The sequence below is a fragment of the Streptomyces sp. NPDC002018 genome, from assembly GCF_042890865.1.
GTDB lineage: Bacteria > Actinomycetota > Actinomycetes > Streptomycetales > Streptomycetaceae > Streptomyces.
This window is the reverse complement of record NZ_JBIASO010000033.1, coordinates 1-19,361: the sequence shown is the minus strand read 5'-3', so window position 1 is coordinate 19,361 and position 19,361 is coordinate 1. Positions and strand designations below refer to the sequence as shown.

The following is a 19,361-nucleotide window of genomic DNA, read 5'->3' as shown; positions in this document are numbered from 1 at the left end:
AGCTTGGAATAAAGGCCTGGTCTCTATTAACGTTCGATAACGCAGCGCGGTCGTCCCAGCCGACGTAAGAGTCGGCGCCGTGCTCACGCGCCGAATCCCGCAAGGGAACCGGGGAACCACACATTGGGGTGAATCGGGCGTTCTTTGCTGCCTTGTGCGGCGGAGGGCATCCGTAGGAGACCTTCCTGCTCCGAACCCGTCAGCTAACCCGGTAGGCGAGAAGGAAGGAAAGGAGTGCGCCTCAGTGGCGTCCAATCAGCCTGCCCCCACCGCCCCCTTCGAAACCCCCTCGTTCGGCGACCAGCCGGAGCGGGCCTGGGGAGAGTGGAACCCGACCGAGGAGTCCGTACGCCCGGTACGCGGCAGGCATCGCGTCGGCAAGCAGCGCAACGGCTTCGCCCGTAGCTCCACGGTCCTCGGCGTCGGCGTCATAGCCGCCGTCGGCGCGGGCGGCATGGCCACCGCGCAGGACAAGCCCGCGGTCTCCATATCCCTGCCCGACGCCATCACGGACAATCTCCCCGACGCCAAGTCGCTGCCGGGCATGGGTTCGCTGGCGGCGGACGAGGCCGAGCCCGATCTGCTGGCCAGCGCCCCGCTCACCACCGCCGGAATGACCACGGCGGACGCGGAACAGGGCGCCACGGACGCGGGCGAGGCCCTGCGGGCCCGGATCCTCCAGCAGGCCGAGCAGCAGCAGAACGAGGCCGACGCGACGGAGAAGGCGGCCGCGGAGGCGGCGGCGGCCGAGCAGGCCGCGGCACTCGCCAAGAAGCAGCAGACCGAGGCCGAGAAGAAGATCGAAGAGGCGAAGAAGAAGGCCGAGGCGGAGGCCAGAGCCAAGGCCGAGGCGGAGCGCCTCGCGAAGCTGGCCGCCAGCTTCTCCCTTCCCACCTCCTCGTACACGATCACCTCCACCTACGGTGAGTCCGGCTCCATGTGGTCCTCCGGCTACCACACCGGCCTGGACTTCGCCGCCCCCACCGGCACCCCGGTCAAGGCCGTGCACGGCGGCACGGTCACCTCGGCCGGCTGGTCGGGCTCGTACGGCTACCGCACCATCCTGGAACTGGATGACGGTACGGAGATCTGGTACTGCCACCAGTCCTCGATGACCGTCAGTGCCGGTCAGAAGGTCACCACCGGCGAGACCATCGGCCGGGTCGGCGCGACCGGCAATGTCACCGGGCCGCATCTCCACCTCGAGGTCCACACCCCGGGCGGCTCCGGCATCGACCCCATGAGCTGGCTGCGCAGCAAGGGCCTGACTCCCTGAGCCGGATGACTGCCTGAGCCGGATGACTGCCTGAGTCGGCCCGCCCCCCCCGGGGCCGAGCTCCCTTCGTCAGTACTGGCGGTACGGGTTGTAGCCGTCGTAGTCGATGTACGGCGGTGGCACCCGCACCCGCCCCGTGGCCCGCGCCGCATAGGTGAGCGCGGGCCCCGCCATGTCCCGGCGCTGCCAGAGATGGTGCAGCAGCTCCTGCTCACGCTCGACGAAGTCCGGGCCGACGCTGCCGCGCCGGGCGCGGTGGCGCAGAAACGCCAAGGACGTCGCGAACGTCTCGTACTCCCCGACCGACCTGTAGGCCTCGGGCCCGTATGTACGGCCCGCGAAATCGCGTGCCATGGTGCGCGCCCGCATCGAGGAGAGCGCCTGGGGCGCGGCGGACGGCAGCCAGCCGGCCGCCGCGTACGCGGGCAGTTCGGCCGCGACCGTACGCAGCTCGCGCTGCCGGCTCCAGATCGCCAGCCAGGTCAGCAGGCCGAAGACCGGCACCATGAACACGGCGTACACGGCGTAGAAGCCGAACGGGCCGAAGAGCGACGACGAGGCGTTCCACAGCGCGTGCATGCCCATCGCCAGCGCCAGACCGAGCGGCGGAAGGGCGAACCGCCGGATCCTCTGGCGGCGGGCCGCCATCGCCGCCAGCCCGAAGCCGATGCCCGTGAGCACGGTGAAGAGCGGGTGCGCGAACGGTGACATCACCACCCGTACGAAGAAGGTCGCGGCCGTCACGGAGGCCAGCCCCGAGAAGCCCGCGCTCCGGTCCTCGCCGAAGGCGCTGCCGAGATAGAGGATGTTCTCGGTGAAGGCGAAGCCGGTGGCGGTGAAGCCCGCGAACACGACCCCGTCGACCAGTCCGTTGAAGTCCCGTCGGCGGAACAGGAAGAGCAGCAGGATCGCCGCGGCCTTGGCGCTCTCCTCCACGACCGGCGCTATCACCGTGGCGCCGAGGGACTCCGCGCCCGCCGGGTCGGCGGTGGCGATGGCTATCCACCGGGTCGCGAAGGTGTTGGCGATGATCGCGACGAGGGCGGCCGCGAAGGCGCCCCAGGCGAAGGAGAACACCAGATTCCGCCAGGGGCCCGGTTCGACCCGGTCCAGCCAGCGGAAGGCCGCGATCAGCAGCGGGACGGGCAGCACGGCCAGCCCGAGGCCGACCAGAAAGCCCTGGGTGCCGGTCTGGTCCCGTACGAGCGCGAGGATCACCAGGCCGCAGAGGGCGAGCAGCGTGATCACGGCCCCCGCGCGCACCGCCCGGTGGCGCCAGAACGCGCGGCGCGGCCGATAGCGCCTGCGGGCAGGCTCGGGCACGGCGGTCCACAGGTCACCGAGCTGTTGCTGCCGCTCGTAGACGGGGATCGCCGGGCCCGGTTCGAGGCGCTGCTGCGTGGGTTCCGACACCCGATGACCCTAACGAGAAGCTCGGACACTGACGATGGTGCCTGTGTCCCTACCGCGGGTTACGCGGGTTACCTGGGTTACGCGGGTTACGCGGGTTACGCCGACGGGGCCCGCCCACCGGCCGTCCGTCCACAGGGCCTCTGCCCACCGGCCGTCCGTCACCCGGGCCTCTGCCCACCGGGCCGCTGCGGGCCGGCCGGCGCGCCCGTCCGGCCGGCCCGACGGACTCCGTCAGACGGACGGCGGCGGTTCCGGTACGCGGCGGAACAGCAGATCACGCACCACATGACCCTTGTCGAGTCCTTGGCCCTCGAACCGGGTCAGCGGCCGGAAGGCGGGCCGTGGCGCGTATCCGCCGTCCGGCACGGTGTTCTCGAAGGCCGGGTGGGCCGTCAGCTCCGCGAGCATCTGCTCGGCGTACGGCTCCCAGTCGGTCGCGCAGTGCAGCACGGCCCCGGGCTTCAGCCGTCCGGCGGCCAGCGTGAGGAACTCCGGCTGGATCAGCCGCCGTTTGTGATGCCGCTTCTTGGGCCAGGGGTCGGGGAAGTAGACCCGCAGTCCGTCGAGGGACGCGGGCGGCAGCATCTCCCTGAGCAGGATGATCGCGTCGCCGTTGGCCACCCGGATGTTGGACAGGCCGTTCTCCTCCGCGAGCCGGAGCAGATTTCCCTGGCCGGGGGTGTGCACATCGACGGCGAGTATGCCGGTGCCGGGGTCGTCCGCGGCCATGCGCGCGGTGGCCTCGCCCATCCCGAAGCCGATCTCCAGGACGACCGGCAGCCCGTCGAACAGGTCGGACGGATCGACGACCCGCTGTCCGTCGATGTCCAGGCCCCGGGCGGCCCACATCCGGCGCAGCGCGTCGGCCTGGCCCGGGGTGACCCGGCTGCGACGGGGCTGGAAGCTGCGGATACGCCGCTCGAAGTGCGAGCCCGCGGGATCGGCGGCGGGCCCGGCGCCATCGGGAAACATCCGGCTCATCATGCGGTCCCCGGCCCTGTCGGCGAGGTAGGCCCCGTCAGCGCCAGGGGAGGCCTCGTCGGTGGTGCGGGACGCCCCGTCAGCGCCAGGGGAGGCCTCGTCGGCGGTCCGCGAGGTCCCGTCGTCGGTGGGGGAGGCCCCTTCAGTGGTGCGGGAGGCAGTGGTGTGGGAGGCCCCGGCGGCCGTGCCGCTCGCGCCTGGCCCTCCGGCCCCGCCGCTCCCGGCGGCCCGCACGGCCTCCGCCGTCCGCGCGGCCGGCTCGGTGGTCGCCAGGGTCGGCTCGGTCGCCTCGGCCATCTCAGTCATCCCGCTCAGTCATCCCGGTCTTCTCGCGCTCGGCGACACGGCGGCCGGTCCTTCGGCCACCATGGGACCGATTCTACGGAGCGCTCGCGGCTTCCACGGAGCGCTCGCCGCCGCCCGGCCGTGCCTCCGCCTGCCCGCCCCGGTGCGGCCCGTGCCCAGGACGCCCCGCCTCCGCCGTTCCCGTCCGCGCCGCTCAGTCCTCCGCCGTTCCCGTCCGCGCCGCTCAGTCCCCCGGCGTTCCGTCCCGCCCCGCTCAGTCCTCCGCCAGCACCGCCAGCGCGCGTCTCGCGACCTCCCGGCCGATCGGCAGCGACGCGGTCGCCGCCGGGGACGGGGCGTTCAGCACATGGACCGTACGGGGCCGCTGCCTGATCAGGAAGTCGTCGGCCAGGGTGCCGTCCCGCAGCACCGCCTGGGCCCGTACCCCGGCCGCCGCCGGACGCAGATCCGCGTCCCTGACCGCGGGGAGCAGTCTCCTTACGGCCGTCGCGAAGGCACGTTTCGACAGCGAGCGGTGCAGCTCGCCCGCGCCCTGCCGCCAGTGCTTGCGCGCCGTGCGCCAGGAGCCCGGCCAGCGGAGCGTGCCGGCCAGCTCGGCGGGCCGTACGGTCTTCCAGGTGTACCCCTCACGGGCCAGCGCCGGGACGGCGTTCGGCCCGACATGGACGGCCCCGTCGATGCCCCGGGTCAGATGCACCCCCAGGAACGGGAACGCCGGATCGGGCACCGGATAGACCAGCCCCCGGACGAGGCCGGGCCTGGCCAGCTCGTAGTACTCGCCCCGGAAAGGCACGATCCGCATCCCGGGGTCGTCCCCGGCGAGCCGCGCCACCTGGTCGCAGTGGAGCCCCGCGCAGTTCACCAGGACGCGCGCCCGGACCACCTCCCCGGCCGCCGTGCGGACCGCGACACCCCAGGGGCGGCGGTCGACGGCCGTGACCTCCGCGCCGTACCGCACGGACGCGCCCGTCGCGCCCGCGGACTCCGCGAGCTGTTCCGCGACCGCGAGGAAGTCGCAGACCCCGGTCGTGCCGACATGGATCGCCGCCAGACCGCGCACCTGCGGCTCGTACTCGGTGATCTGGGCCGGGCCCAGCTCCCGCACCGGGATGCCGTTCTCCCTGCCGCGCTGGACCAGCGCGTGCAGCCGGGGCAGCTCGTCCCGCTCGGTCGCGACGATCAGCTTGCCGGTGATCTCGTGCGCGATGCCGTACTCGGCGCAGAACTTGACCAGTTCGGCGGAGCCGCGCACCGCGTACCGCGCCTTGAGCGAGCCGGGGCGGTAGTAGACACCGCTGTGGATCACCCCGCTGTTGTGGCCCGTCTGGTGGCGTCCGGGGCCCGGCTCCTTCTCCAGCACCACGACACGGGTGCCCGGCGCGGCGCGCGTGACCGCGTACGCCGTCGACAGACCGACGATCCCGCCGCCGATCACCAGCACGTCGCAGTCGAATCCCACGCGTCCGCCCATAGCGCGCGCCACCTCCCACCCCGATAGTGCACTGGCCCGCCGACAACGTGCTTAAACCACGAATCGACAGTCCGGTGCGCGAGCGCCGGCGGGAGCGGGCGGACCGGGCCTACGCGGGAGCCACCAGCAGGGGGCGGGCGCGCTCCCGCAGCTCGACGACCCGGGGCTCGTCCCCGTACGGCTCCAGCCGGTGCAGCAGGTCCCGTACGTACTCGGTGGTGCGTGCCGAGGAGATCCGGCCCGCCACCTCCACCGCTCTCGTGCCCGCCGCGCACGCCGCGTCGAGATTGCCCGACTCCAGTTCGGCGACCGCGCTCACGACCAGGCGCAGCCCGTGCGAGCGTACGAACTCCTCCGTCGGCCGGGAGAGCGCCTGCTCCGTGAAGCGGCGTACCTGGCGCGGCGCCTTCAGATCGCGGTAGCACTCGGCGGCGTCCGCCGCGAACCTGTCGTACGAGTAGAAGCCCAGCCAGGACGGATCGGCGTCGCCCTCCCGCGAGCGCTCCAGCCACCCTTCGGCGGCCTTGAGCGCGGCCCCGGCCGCCACCGCGTCGCCCGCCTTGGCGTGCGCGCGCGCCTCCACCAGCCGGAAGAAGCTCATCGTGCGGGCCGTGGCGAGTCCGCGATTGCGCTCCAGCGCCGCCTGCGCGAGGTCCACACCCTCGTCCGCGAAGCCGCGATAGGTCGCCTGGAGGGACATGGAGGCCAGGACATAGCCGCCCAGCGGTACGTCGGCGGCGGCCCGCGCCAGCCGCAGCGCCTGGATGTAGTAGCGCTGCGCGGCCTCCTGCTGTCCCGTGTCGAAGGCCATCCACCCGGCCAGCCGGGTCAGCTCGGCGGTGGCTCCGAAGAGCCCGCGCCCCACTTCGTCGCTGTACGCGCCGAGGAGCAGCGGCGCCGCGTCGACCCGCAGACACTCCGGCACCATGGACGAACGCCAGTCCCCGCCGCCGTACTTGGAGTCCCAGCGCCTGGCGTCGGACGCCGCCTCCCGCAGCTTGGCCACATCGCTGTGGCCGACGCGCAGGGGAGAGATCTCCGCCGCCGCGTCGGAGCCCTGGCCGGAGCCGTGACCGCTCCCGCCGTGCGCTCCCTGAGCCGCCTCCGCGACCGCCGGATCCCGGGCGACCGAGGGGTCGGCGGGTGTTATCAGCCACCGCGACGCGGGGGTCGCGTAGGCGCTCACCGCGAAGGATCCGGCCAGGGACTGCCAGATGCCACCGCTGCCCGCGCGTCGCCCGGCCAGGTCCAGCCGGTACAGCTCCGTCGCCGCGCGCACCGCTTCGCCCACGTCGCGCGGGAAGGCGAGCCCGACCTCGGGGGCCGGATCCGCGTCGGCGAGGCCTATCTCATGGAGTGGGACCGGACGTCCCAGCTTGGCTCCGATGGCGGCGGCGATGAGATGGGGCGCCGCACCTTGCGGAACCATCCCCTTCGAGACCCATCGCGCCACGGAGGTCTTGTCGTAGCGCAGTGTCAGGCCGCGCTGCGCCCCGAGGTCGTTGACCCGTCGGGCGAGGCCGGCGTTGCTGATTCCCGCGAGGGCGAGAACGGTGCCGAGCTTTTCGTTCGGCCCGCGTAGCTCTCTGGACATGCGTCACCCCTCGACACACAGACGGCCGCCGCGTCCGCGGCATAGGCGCGCGGCATTCGTAAACCCAGCGTAGTTCGCCACATCCCGACCGTTAAGGGGCGGACTTCCGTATGGCGGGATTGTTGTCCGTGCCCCGCCCCGGCCGTGAGGCCTCAAGCGGGGTGCCGTGCTCCGGGTGTGTAGCGTGCGCCCGGCCGTGCGCTCTTGGCCCGGAAGGAGCGGGAGCGCTTCCATGAGACCTGCGTGGGTCGGCCCACTGCGTACTGGAACCAGTGGGCTGGGGGATACCGCCGCCCCAATCCCCGCGGGCGGTGGATCAGTCCGGGAGGCGGGAAACGCCTCCCGGACTGAGCGTGTGCCGGTGCTGAAGTGCCGTGCCGAGTCCGGAGTTTGGCTGAATCACGCCTGTCGGGGAAGAGCCGTTTCTTCGCCAAACGGCCCATGCCAGGGGCGCATTCGTCTTCGCGCACGTGCTCCCGTAGGCCCTCCTGTGCGCGGTTGTCGTGGCAGCATGTTCCCGAACGGCTTCGGTTTCGGGCTGCTCGGAGTGGGTTGTTGAGCCTACTCTGTGGGCTCTTGAGCCTACTCTCGACTTGTCCACAGGCTGTGGAGGCGGCGATGCGCTGGTTGGTGGGGTGGAGCAGTATCGCCGCGCGCTTCGGCACGGCAGGCCCGGTCGGGGCCGCCAGATCCGTCGGGGCCGTGGGATCGGCGGGATCCGTGGGGCCGATGGGGTCTGGTGGTGATCCCGGCGCCGACGACTCCGAGGGCCGCAGTGTGCATCCCGTCGGCTCCCAACTCCTGTGGGGCGACCCCGATCCGCTCTGGGCCGTGGGCGACTGGCGGCCCGACGAGGTCCGGGTCGTCACCGTCGATCCGTTCACCAGGCTCGCCGTACTGGGCTGTTGCGGCGCGAGCGACGAGGAACTGAGGGTCGGTCTGTTCGCGGCACGCGGCGGCGCGCTGCGCCATCTCACCGCCTGGCCGGGCAGTTACACCGCCGTCGCCCAGATCGGCCGCCGGATCACGGTCGTGGGTGACCTGGCCGGGGCCAGACCCGTCTTCTACACCCCGTGGGCGGGCGGCACCGCGTACGCCACCGCCGCGCTGCCCCTCGCCGATCTCATCGAGGCACAGCTCGACATCGGGCATCTCGCCGCGCTCCTCGCCTGCCCCGAGACCCCGGAGGCGCTGCGCGACTCCACTCCCTACGACGGGGTCAAGCGCATCCCGCCCGGACACGCGCTGGTCCTGCGCGAGGGATCGCGCGAGATCACCGGGTACGAACCGGTCGCCTCCCTCGCCGTCGCCGGTCCCCAGCGGGACCCCGAACGCGCGGTGGAGGGCGTACGGGACGCCCTCGTCGAGGCCGTACGGGCACGGCTCCTGGCCCCGCGGCACGCGCCCGAGACCGTGCCGCCCGACCCGGGTCCCGTCCCCGGGATGGGCCCCGCGGAACGGCGCGCCGCGCGCGGGGGGCCGGTCCCCGGTATCGGCGCCGATCTCTCCGGCGGCAGCGCGTCCGGCACCCTCGCGCTGCTCGCCGCCGGGCTGCCGGGAGCGCCGGGCACGGTCCTCGGACACGGCACCGGCGCGGGGGAGCGGCTGCTCGCCGTCACCTTCAACGACCTGGCCACCGGCAGCCGCGACGAGGCGGAACTGGAACGGGCACGGGTCATCGCCGCCAACCCCCGGCTGCACCATGTCGTGGTCGCGGCGGGCGAAGAGGCCCTGCCGTACGCCGATCTGGAGGGCCCGCTCACGGACGAGCCGGGACCTTCCCTGGTCACCGCGGGGCGGCACCGCCGCCGGCTGGCCGCGGGCAGCGCCGACCACTTCACCGGCGCCGGCGCCCGCGAGGTGCTCGACGCGCATCCGGCGCGCCTGGCCGATCTGCTGCTCGACCGGCGCAGACGCCATCTGCTGCACCCGGTCGCCGCGCTGGCCAAGGCCGAACAGCCCTCGCCCGCCTCGCTGTTCATCCCGCTGATCGTGTACCGCGCGGCGCGCAAGCTGGCCCGTACGCCCTACCGCACCGGCCTCGAAGAGGCGGCGGCCAGGCTCCCTCAGGCCAACAGGGCGGCGCTGTCCGCGTCCGCGAACGGTCCGCTGGGCGCCTCACTGGCCGCCCTCACCTGGTCGCGGCCAGGACCCGCCGCGCGCTGGCTGACGGGGGAGGCGCTCGCGGAAGTATCGGTTCGTCTGACGGCGGCGGCGACCCGGCCCACCTCCGTACAGCGGCCCGGCGAGGCCCGCGCCCGCGCCGCGCTGGCCCGTCACGCGGCGGACTACCGGGTCTTCGAGCAGGCGGCGGAGATCCGCAGCCAGCGGCTCCACGCGCCCTTCCTCGACAACCAGGTGGTACGGGCCTGCCGTGAGCTGCCCGAGGCGCTGCGCGTCCAGCCGGGCGCCCGCGCGGAGGTCCTCCGTACGGTCCTGGCCGGCGCCGGCATCCATGACCTCCCGCCCGGCTGGGGCGCGACGTCCCGGGCGGGCTCCGCCGCCGCCACCCGCGCGGGTCTGCGCACCGCCGTCGGCGAGCTGATCAGCCTCTTCGACGCGCCCCTGCTGGCCGACGCGGGCCTGATCGAGGCACGGGTCGTACGCAAGGCCCTGCGCGCGGCGGCCGAGGGCGAGCCCGTACCGCTCGACGGTCTCGCGGATCTGGTCTCCACCGAACTGTGGCTGCGCCGCCTGCTGTCGAGGCGGGGCACCTGCTGGACGGGCACGGCGGCGCCGCGTCAGCGCGCGGTGGCGGGCGTGGTGGTCCAGCGGCCCACGCTCCACCAGTAGGGGAGCGCGGCGGGCACGTCAGCGGCAACTGATCCGGGACTGCGCCCAGTCGGCGAACGCCACCACGCCGAGCGGCCGGTGCGCCTCGACCACCAGCCGGATCGTCTTCTGTCCCGCGATCCCCACCTGTACGGGGACGGCCCGGTCGCCGCCGCGCAGCACGGGCGAGCGCCAGAGCCGGCCGCCGTCGCCGTAGAGGGAGAAGCGCACAGGGCCGAGGCTCCGTGTCAGATCGTCCACCCCGACCAGGGCCGCATAGGTGGAACAGCTCCGGTTCAGATCGATGGTGACCGACGACGCCCCGTGTGTCGTCACCCCGTGCGCGTACCGGGTGCCGCCGACGCTCACCCCGGAGCGCTTCCACATCCAGGTGCTTCCGACGAGCCGAACCTCCGGCCCGGTCTTGTCGCCGAGGATGTCGTACGACAGCCGGTTCACCTGGTACTCCACCGGCGGTGGCGGCGGCGGGGGCGTCGGGACCGGCGGTGGCGGGGGCGGGGGTACGGGGGGCGTCGGCGTCCCGGGCGGCACCGTGGGGCCGGGCTCGGCGGATGTCGGCGTGGGCGTGGGCTCCGGCTCGGGTTTCGGGGCGGGTTTCGGAGCCGGGGCCGCCGGGGTGGGTGTCGGAGTTGGTTTCGGTGTCGGCTTCGCGGTGGGGGACGGTGCCGGCCTCTCCGCGGACGGGGCGGGCCTCGGCGCGGGCGGCTCGGGCGAGGGAGCCGGCGTCGGCGGTACGACGGGCCGCGCGACCGGAGGCTTCGCCACGGGCGGCTTCTGCGGCTGCGAGTCGCTCGCCAGCGCGTACACGAGACCGGCCGCGGCGGCGACGGCCACCACCGCCGCGATCCCGGCCTTCGCGGGCGCGCCGAGCCCCTCGGCCGCGGCGGCCCCTCCGGCCGTCCCGCCCGCCGTGGCCCCGGCCCCGCCGGAGGCCGCGCCCGCGGCACCCGCCGTGCCCCCGGAAGCGGCACCCGCCGCTCCGCCGGAAGCAGCGCCCGCCGCTCCGCCGGAGCCCGTGGCCGCCGCCGCGGCACCCGCTCCCGCCGCTCCGGCGGCGCCGCCCGCCACGATCCCGGCGGCCTTGAGCGAGTAGCCCGCGGCGAACCAGCCGATCACCGCGACCGGCAGCAGTGCCGGGATCCCGGAGTTGACGTGCGCCAGCTCACCCGCGGCGTGGCGGCAGGCGGCGCACTCCTCCAGATGCTTGCGCAGCCCGCGCTCCGCGCGCATCCGCAGACCCCCGCGGGCATAGGCCCCGAGCCGGTCCGCGTACCGGGCGCAGTCGCCGCCCGACGTCAGCGCGGTGTTCACATGGGCCTGTAGATAAGCCTGCTTGAGACCTTCGCGTGCCCGACTGGCCAGTACCGCCGTGGCGTTGGCGCTCAGCCCGAAGAGCGGCGCGACCTCGCTCGGCGACTCCTCCTCGACCGTGGTGTGCCAGAGGACCGCCTGCCAGCGCTCGGGCAGACTCCGGAAGGCCCGCATGGCCATGGACTGCTCGGCCTCGCGCATGGCCAGGACATCCGCGCCCAGATCGAGGGTGTCCACGTCCGAGATCTCGGAGGACCGGACGGCCTGTGCCGCGAACACCGCGAAGTCCTCGACCAGTTGCTCCCGCTTCGCGGACTTCGTCCAGGACGCGGCGACCCGTCGTACGGTCGTCAGCAGATAGGCGCGCACCGCCTGCTCGGGCCCGGCCCCGCCCCGGACCGCCTGCAAGGTGCGGGCGAACACCTCGGCGGTCAGATCGTCGGCGGTGTGCGTGTCGCGGCAGCACGTACGGGCATAGCGGCGCACGGCGTCCGCGTGCCTGCGGAACAGCTCCTCGTACGCGCTGTCGTCACCGTCCCGCATCCGCTGGATCAGCTCGGCGTCCGACGCGGGCGATTCCGCCGTTCCCGGCTCGGCCGGGGTCAGTTCGACGGTCGCCGGATCGGCCGGGAACGCGCCGCCACCGCGCTCGCGCTGCGGCGGCACACCGCTCTCCGGCTCGGGGGCCCCGCCCCCGCCCGGCTCGGCCGGACCCGGCCGTGAACCGGAGGGCGAACCGGACGGGGAACCGATCGAGGGGTGCGGCATGAAGGATCCGGGGAACCCGGCCGGCCTCCCGGAGCCACCGGGCCCGCTCTGCCCGGGAACGCTCGGACCCCCCGCCGGACCGCCGTGGCCGGCATGGCCACTCTGGCCGGCATGGCCACTCTGACCGGGGCCGCTCTGACCGGCATGACCGCCCTGACCGCGAGGACCACCGACACCGGAAGCGGGACCACCGGGCACGACCGGACCGGGCAGGACCGGACCCGGCGCGACCGGCCCCGGCACGCCCTTGGGCCCGCCCTGGCTCGGCACCTGCCGCGAGGCCGTCCCACCGGGTTCCGTACCGCCGTCGGCACCGCCGCCACCGAGCGGCTCGTCCCGTCCGTCACCGCTCATCGCGGAAGCCCCCGTACGCGCCCTCTGAACGCACCCTCTGACCCGAACACCGGGACAGAGTGCCACAGAGCGCCCCCCTGCCCGGAGCTTCGAGCCCGCCAACCACTCATCCGTGGACGATTCTCAGGGAGTGGCATGAACGTTCACTCGTTAGGGGAAGGCTCAATGACGTTTATTCCTAAGCCAGTTCGAAGAGGAAGGTCCGGCCCGCACCGGAGGCACGGGCCGGACCGACGACCTCCGGGCGGCGCCCGGGGCCACGCCCGCTCACACGGGCCGTGACCGCAGACCCTCCAGAAGAATGTCCAACAGCCGTGCCGAGGCCGCCGCCTGCTGCGCCGCGTCCGGCAGCGAAGGCGCGGCCGTGGCTATCACCAGCAGCACATCGGCCACGGAGACATCGCCGCGCAGCTCACCCGCGGCCCGTGCCCGCTCCACAAGCTGCCCGACGACCTCCAGCAGCTCCATGGCACCCGGATCGTCCAACTCCTCCGGTGACAGCCGATGACCGATCACCCGCAGATCCGGCGCCCCGGCAAGCCGCTGGTGCGGCACCCGAACCCCGTCCTGCCCGGCCGGTTCCGCCGGTGTCTCCTCGGCGTCCACCCCCACCCGCAGCACATGCGGGGGAAGCAGCCGTCCCGCGCCCGACGCCACCGACGTGCGCAGGAACCGCGAGAGCGCCGACCAGGGTTCGTCCTCCTGACCCAGCGCCGTGCGTGCCTGGTCCGTCAGCCGGGAGGTCTCCTCCTCGGCTATGCGCCGCACCAGCACGTCCTTGCTGGGGAAGCGCCGGTACACCGTGCCGACCCCGACCCGGGCCCGTCGCGCCACATCCTCCATCGGAGCCCCGTACCCCAGCTCGCCGAACACCTCGCGAGCCGCGCGCAGTACATGCTCCAGATTGCGCTGTGCGTCCACCCTTAACGGTGCCGAGCGACCCGTCCCGCCCGTACCCGCCCGTCCGTCGCCGTCCGTGACGACGGCGGTCTGCCAATGCGAATCCTGAATACGCATAACCGTTCCCCCGGTAATGATGTCTCCCCCCGGAGACCCCCGCCTCGACAGCCGAGCGTACCGACCCAGTCACGGACCGGACACGCCGACGAGGTACGAACATAGTTGAGCCCGGGTCAATTCAGAAGAGGGTAGTTCCGCACGGAGCGCCCCCCGATCGGAGCAAGGACCGGAAGATTCCTGATTCACCCGGCGGCCGCCGCCCCCGGCGCCCCCGCTGACCTGCACCCCTCCGCCAATACCTGGGGTTTTGCCCGGACGCGGCCCTCGAAGGCCTCCGGTCACACAATCTGTCGCGGCTGTGGACAAACACCGGGCATCGTTGCGTCATGGGATGGTGAAGGCTGAGATCTCCGGGGCGACGACCCCCGCACCCACGCCCCGCACGCGCATTCTCGTGGTCGGCGGCGGCTACGTCGGGATGTACACCGCGCTGCGCCTCCAGCGGAAGCTGAGGAACGGCGAGGCCGAGGTCATCGTGGTCTCCCCCGACCCTTATATGACGTATCAGCCGTTCCTGCCCGAAGCGGCGGCGGGGAACATCTCACCCCGCCATGTCGTCGTCCCGCTCCGGCGCGTGCTGGAGAAGTGCACGATCATCATCGGCGAGGCCACCGCCATCGACCACTCCACGCGCACGGCCACCCTCAAGACCCTCGCCTCCGAGGAGGAGGGCAACGGCACCGTCGAGATGACCTACGACGAACTCGTCCTCGCGCCGGGCTCGGTCTCCCGCACCCTCCCGGTCCCCGGCCTCGCCGAACACGGCATCGGCTTCAAGACCGTCGAGGAGGCCATCGGGCTGCGCAACCACGTCATCGAGCAGATGGACATCGCCTCCTCCACCCGCGACCCCGCGATCCGCGACGCCGCCCTCACCTTCGTCTTCGTGGGCGGCGGTTACGCGGGCGTCGAGGCGCTCGCCGAGCTGGAGGACATGGCCCGCTACGCCTCGCGGTATTACCACAACATCAAGGCCGACGATCTGAAGTGGATCCTCGTCGAGGCCACGGGACGGATCCTGCCCGAGGTCGGCACCGAGATGGGCACCTACGCCGTGCGCGAACTGCGCGCCCGCAACATCGACGTACGGCTCGACACCCGCCTCGACTCCTGCGAGGACCGGGTCGCCGTACTGAGCGACGGCGCCCGGTTCCGCACCCGCACCGTCGTATGGACCGCCGGCGTCAAGCCGCATCCGATCCTCGCCGCCAGCGGTCTGCCGCTCGACGGACGCGGCCGGCTCCGATGTACCGCGCGACTCTCCGTCGACGGCGTCGAACACGCCTGGTCGGCCGGTGACGCGGCGGCCGTTCCCGATCTCACGGCCGACGAACCGGGCAAGGAGTGCGCGCCCAACGCGCAGCACGCCGTCCGCCAGGCCAGGGTTCTCGCGGCGAACATTCTCGCTTCGCTGCGCGACGAGCCCCTTCAGGACTACCGTCACGCGTACGCGGGTTCGGTCGCGTCCCTCGGCCTCCACAAGGGTGTGGCACACGTCTACGGCCGTAAGCTCAAAGGCTATCCGGCCTGGCTGATGCACCGCGTGTACCACCTCAGCCGTGTCCCCACCTTCAACAGGAAGGCCCGCGTCCTCGCGGAATGGACCCTATCCGGGCTCTTCAAACGGGAGATCGTCTCTCTCGGCTCGCTGGAACACCCGCGCGCCGAGTTCGAACTCGCCGCGGGAAGCGAACGACCCAAGGACACATGAGGTCATCGACGTCACCGTCCCCGGGGCGGTACGGAACGGCAGCGTACGTCCGACGACGGCCGGGCACGGTCGGCGTCAACGACCCGAGTACGACCCGAACACGGCCGACGCCCCTCTCCGTGCGCCCGGCCACACCGGACGTGTGACCATAGGTGGGTTCACATCTGCACAGAGTGATCCGACCCGCTCGGCGCAACCGGCCCCGACGACCCGCCCGGCCCCGACCAGCCCGGCAAGACGAACAGCAACACGACACCATGAGGCCTGAGAATCCGTGAACTTCACGCGTTGGAGCGCCCGGCTCCCCGGTACACAGCGCCGCGCCGCCGCGCGGACGGACCGCGGTTCCGTGCCCGCGGCCCGTGGTGCGTACGAACAGCGGCCCGACCCGGTGACGGACGTCCCCGTCCTCGAAGAACTCTCCGTAGCCGAGATCCTCGGCGGGCTGCCCGCGCTGGTCGCCCTGGTCTACGGCCCGGAGCACCGGGTCGCCTATGTGAACGACGCGTACGCGGCGGCCTTCGGCCCGCGCCCGTCCGGTGTCACCGCGGCCGAGAGCTGCCCCGAACTGGCCGAGCTGGGACTGCTCCCGCTGCTCGACCAGGTGCTGCGCAGCGGCAAGCCCCGTACGGTCAAGTCCCGCAAGGTCCAGATCGCGGGAGAGGGCTCGTACAGCGTCACCTGCACACCCGTCGACTGCCGGGGCACCGGGGGCGTGCTGGTCTTCGCCGCCGATGTCACCGCCCACGCCGAGGCGGCCGAGCGGCTGCGCACCAGCGAGCGCAGACACCGCAAGACCGCGGTCACCCTCCAGCGCTCGCTCCTCCCGCAGGAGTTGGAGCAGCCGGACGATCTGCGGGTCGCCGCCACCTACCAGCCGGGCGGCGCGGACGCGGCGGTCGGCGGCGACTGGTACGACGTGATCACGCTCGGCGCCGGGCGCACGGCCCTGGTCATCGGCGATGTCATGGGCCGCGGTGTCCGCGCCGCCGCCGTCATGGGCCAGCTCCGTACCGCGGTCCGCGCCTACGCCCGGCTCGACCTGCCGCCGCACGAGGTGCTCCAGCTCCTCGACGGACTCGCCGCCGAGATCGACGCGAGCCAGATCGCCACCTGTGTCTACGCCGTCCACGACCCCAACGAGGGCCGGCTCGTCTACGCCTCCGCCGGTCATCTGCCCATCCTGGTCCGCTCCGAGGACGGCACGGTCCAGCGGGCCGAGGACCCCACGGGCCCGCCGCTCGGCACCGGCGGCTGGCTCCACAGCTCGGGCACCATCCCGCTGCCGCCCGGATCCACCGCCGTTCTCTACACGGACGGTCTGGTCGAACGGCGGGGCGAGGACATCGACGAGGGCGTGGCCTCCCTGGAGCGCGCCCTCGCCGGCGCGCAGGGCTCACCGCAGGTGGTCTGCGACCGGCTGATCCGCTCCCTCGGGGTCACCGCCGAGCACGACGACGACGTCGCGGTGCTCGTCCTCCAGCATCCCTCCCGCACGGGCCCGGACGCGGAGCTGTTCCACAACGCCGCGCTCGACCTGCTCGGCGGCATCGAGGCGGCCCCGCGCGCCCGCGCCTTCGCCACGGGGGTGCTCGCCTCCTGGCGCTTCCCCGTCGAGCTGCGCGATCTGGGTGTGCTCGCCACCAGCGAACTGGTGGCGAACTCCCTCCAGCACGGCACCCCGCCCATGCGCCTCAGACTCCGCCGCACCGACCGGCGGCTGATCATCGAGGTGACGGACGGGGACGAGCATCTGCCGCGCCGCCGAAGAGCGGAACCGGCGGACGAGGCGGGCCGCGGCATCTCGATCATCGCGACGATCGCCTCGTCCTGGGGCTCGCGGCGTACCCCGGGCGGCGGCAAGGCCGTCTGGTGCGAGTTCGCCCTGCCCCACTGACATCCCCACTGCCTTCCTCACTGACATCCCCATCGACATACCGGACCACGGGATGCCGGCGTACGGGAGGACGTACGGGATGACGTACGGGGCGGTGATCAGCCGGCCGGGGCCGGAGCGGGCTCGGCGCTCTCCGGCATGTGCCGGACCACCAGACGCGAGGCCGACCCGAGCGACGGCCGGTCCTGTACGGGAGTGAGCCGCCGGCCCAGCCGCAGCGCCAGCACGCTGATGCCCAGCGAGAACAGCACGAACGTCACGATGTACGGACCGTGCAGCGTGGCCCCCATCGGCCCGCCCACTGCCGGGCCGATCGCCAGCGCGAGCTGCTTGACCAGCGCGAACGCCGAGTTGTACTGCCCGACCATCGACGCGGGCGCCAGATCGGCCACCAGCGGCGCCACGGTCGGCGACAGCATCGCCTCGCCGAGCCCGAACAGCGCGTACGTGGAGATGAACGCGGCCGTCGCCATCGTCCGGCTCCCGTGCCCGAGCCCCGCGAACCCCGCGACGACCCAGGCGAACGTCCAGATCAGCCCGACTGCCGCGATCACCCGGCTGCGCCTGCGCCGCTCGACCAGCCGCAGGACGACGAACTGCGCGACGACGATCACCGCGGTGTTGGCGGCCAGCGCGATCCCCAGCGTCGACGGGTCGATCCCCGCGGCCTCGGTGCCGTACGCGGCGAGCCCCGACTCGAACTGCCCGTAGCACGCGAAGAACAGCACGAACCCCAGCCCGCAGAGCTGGACCATGGCCCGGTGCGCGAGCATCGTGCGCAGCCCGCCGCCCCCGGGACGGGCGTCCTCGGCCGGCGCACCGGCGAGCGCGGCCGGCCGGGGCAGCCGGACCGTCGCGGCGGTGGCCGCCAGGACGAGGAACATCGCGGCCTCGACACCGAACAGCAGCGTGAACGTGCCCGGCCGGCTCTCGTCGACGATCTGCCCGCCGATCAGCCCGCCGACGCCGAGCCCCAGGTTCGCCAGGAAGAACTGGGTGGCGAAGGCCCGGGTCCGTGTCGACGGCGTGGAGCACCACACGATCATCGTGGCCAGCGCGGGCTGCATGACGGCGGTCCCGGCCCCCAGCAGCGCGGCGGACAGGACGGCCGTCGGCACGCTCCACGACAGCCCCATGGCGAACGCCCCCACGGACGCCAGCACCGCGCCCGTCACCAGCACGGGCAGCGGTCCGCGCCGGTCGATCACCCGCCCGGTGAAGGGCAGGACGACCAGCGCGGCCAGGGCGAAGACCGCCAGCACGGCACCGGCCGTACTCGCGCCCAGGTCCCGGACCTGGGCGACATACACATAGAGATACGGAACCGTGAACCCGAGCCCGAACGCGCTCAGCGCGTTCCCTGCCTGGATCCGGCGCATCGCAGCGCCCATCGCCCTGGTCACACTCACCTGCCTCAGAAGATCGAAGACCGAAGCCAGCACTCAGAAGTGAAGACTTCGAAGCTAAAGTTAGAACCTCAACAATACACAGCGAAGGACTTCAATGCCAGCAGAGGGGCGTGGCATACTGCCCCGATGCCAGACACCCCCGAGAAACCCGGCCCGCCGGATCTCCAGGAGCCGAGCCTCGACGAGCAGATCGCGGCCTATCAGCGCGAGTTCCACGACCTCGACCCCCAGGTCGAACAGGTCGTCTCGGCGCTGGGCAGGCTCAACCGCCGTATGAACGTCTCGTACGGACGCCACCTCGCCGAGCTGGGCATCAGCAACGCCGAGTGGGAGGTCCTGAAGACCCTGGTCGTCTCGGGAGCCCCCTACCGGCTGGGCCCCGGCGAACTCGCCAAGCGCCTCGGACTCACCCCGGCCGCCATGACCCACCGCATCGACCGGATGGCCGGCGACGGCCTGGTCACCCGCGACCGCGACGAGAACAACCGGGTCCGGGTCATCGTGGAGCTGACGGACGAGGGCCGTACGAAGTGGCTGGAGGCGATGCGGATGGCCTCCCGGTTCGAGGAGGACCTGCTCCAGGACCTCACCGGAGACGAGCGCCGAGGCCTCGGGGAGATACTGATCCGCCTGCTGCGCCGGGTGGAGCACGCCCAGCCGGACGCCGGCGGCCGGCTGACGGACCTGGGGTAGGCCACAGGGACCCGGGACGCGGGGTGTGGGGACACGGGGGGCGGGGTTCGTTTGACAGGCCCCAGGCCGATCCGTAGGGTTCTTCGAGTTGTCACGGGCCCGGAACGGTTCCATGGCAGCCACTCACGCCGCAGCAGCGGCACCCACACTCAGCACGATCTCCCAGCCGGGATGAATTTCGGCATGCCGCAATTCATTTCGAAGGCCCGATTATGAGCCGTACGGGGAATCCGCTAGTGTTCGGGACGTCGGAACGGCCGAAGGGCCGGGAGGACAGCCCACTCTGACTGGGAATCAGGCCCGAAAGGATCTGGTAGAGTCGGAATCGCCGGAAAGGGAAACGCGAAAGCGAAGAACTGGAAAG

The 19,361-nt window shown here is 72.7% G+C and carries 12 protein-coding genes and 1 riboswitch; of the genes, 5 read left to right on the top strand and 7 right to left on the bottom strand.

Annotated elements, in window-relative coordinates; all coding sequences use genetic code 11:
• Positions 1-78 precede the first annotated feature (78 nt).
• Positions 79-233: riboswitch (cyclic di-AMP (ydaO/yuaA leader) on the top strand.
• A gap of 11 nt (positions 234-244) precedes the next feature.
• Positions 245-1,276, top strand: coding sequence for a M23 family metallopeptidase (locus tag ACFYYH_RS32730; RefSeq protein ID WP_388558960.1), 1,032 nt, complete (start codon positions 245-247; stop codon positions 1,274-1,276).
• Positions 1,277-1,345: 69 nt separating this feature from the next.
• Here ACFYYH_RS32730 and ACFYYH_RS32725 read toward each other — a convergent pair whose 3' ends face one another.
• From ACFYYH_RS32725 to ACFYYH_RS32710, 4 genes are all read right to left on the bottom strand, one after another.
• On the bottom strand, positions 1,346-2,689 hold the full coding sequence (locus tag ACFYYH_RS32725; RefSeq protein WP_388558957.1) for a PrsW family intramembrane metalloprotease: 1,344 nt from the start codon (positions 2,687-2,689) through the stop codon (positions 1,346-1,348).
• Between the two features lie 231 nt (positions 2,690-2,920).
• Positions 2,921-3,673, bottom strand: a complete 753-nt coding sequence (gene trmB / locus ACFYYH_RS32720; RefSeq protein WP_388559037.1) for a tRNA (guanosine(46)-N7)-methyltransferase TrmB — start codon at positions 3,671-3,673, stop codon at positions 2,921-2,923.
• A 556-nt stretch (positions 3,674-4,229) separates the two neighbouring features.
• A complete protein-coding gene (gene lhgO / locus ACFYYH_RS32715; protein ID WP_388558954.1) occupies positions 4,230-5,447 on the bottom strand; it encodes an L-2-hydroxyglutarate oxidase in 1,218 nt (405 codons plus the stop codon).
• Positions 5,448-5,556: 109 nt separating this feature from the next.
• Positions 5,557-7,041, bottom strand: coding sequence for an MFS transporter (locus ACFYYH_RS32710; RefSeq protein WP_388558951.1), 1,485 nt, complete (start codon positions 7,039-7,041; stop codon positions 5,557-5,559).
• 618 nt (positions 7,042-7,659) lie between these two features.
• On the opposite strand from ACFYYH_RS32710, the gene ACFYYH_RS32705 reads away from it, so the two are divergent.
• A complete protein-coding gene (locus tag ACFYYH_RS32705) occupies positions 7,660-9,834 on the top strand; it encodes an asparagine synthase-related protein (protein ID WP_388558948.1) in 2,175 nt (724 codons plus the stop codon).
• Positions 9,835-9,852: 18 nt separating this feature from the next.
• Here the strand turns inward: ACFYYH_RS32705 and ACFYYH_RS32700 are convergent, their stop codons facing one another.
• The gene (locus ACFYYH_RS32700) at positions 9,853-11,913 is read right to left on the bottom strand and encodes a sigma-70 family RNA polymerase sigma factor (protein WP_388558945.1); all 2,061 of its coding nucleotides are present in this window, start codon (positions 11,911-11,913) and stop codon (positions 9,853-9,855) included.
• 621 nt (positions 11,914-12,534) lie between these two features.
• On the bottom strand, positions 12,535-13,284 hold the full coding sequence (locus ACFYYH_RS32695) for a TetR/AcrR family transcriptional regulator (RefSeq protein WP_388558942.1): 750 nt from the start codon (positions 13,282-13,284) through the stop codon (positions 12,535-12,537).
• A gap of 334 nt (positions 13,285-13,618) precedes the next feature.
• Between ACFYYH_RS32695 and ACFYYH_RS32690 the strand changes: the two genes are divergently transcribed.
• Both ACFYYH_RS32690 and ACFYYH_RS32685 read left to right on the top strand, forming a co-directional pair.
• The gene (locus ACFYYH_RS32690) at positions 13,619-14,998 is read left to right on the top strand and encodes an NAD(P)/FAD-dependent oxidoreductase (protein ID WP_388558939.1); all 1,380 of its coding nucleotides are present in this window, start codon (positions 13,619-13,621) and stop codon (positions 14,996-14,998) included.
• A 274-nt stretch (positions 14,999-15,272) separates the two neighbouring features.
• Entirely contained in the window at positions 15,273-16,895 is a 1,623-nt protein-coding gene (locus ACFYYH_RS32685) for a SpoIIE family protein phosphatase (protein ID WP_388558937.1), read from the top strand.
• 98 nt (positions 16,896-16,993) lie between these two features.
• Here the strand turns inward: ACFYYH_RS32685 and ACFYYH_RS32680 are convergent, their stop codons facing one another.
• Positions 16,994-18,286, bottom strand: a complete 1,293-nt coding sequence (locus tag ACFYYH_RS32680) for an MFS transporter (protein WP_388559034.1) — start codon at positions 18,284-18,286, stop codon at positions 16,994-16,996.
• Between the two features lie 144 nt (positions 18,287-18,430).
• On the opposite strand from ACFYYH_RS32680, the gene ACFYYH_RS32675 reads away from it, so the two are divergent.
• Positions 18,431-18,997: a MarR family winged helix-turn-helix transcriptional regulator gene (locus ACFYYH_RS32675; protein WP_388558934.1), complete on the top strand. Its 567-nt coding sequence runs from the start codon at positions 18,431-18,433 to the stop codon at positions 18,995-18,997.
• Positions 18,998-19,361: the final 364 nt, after the last annotated feature.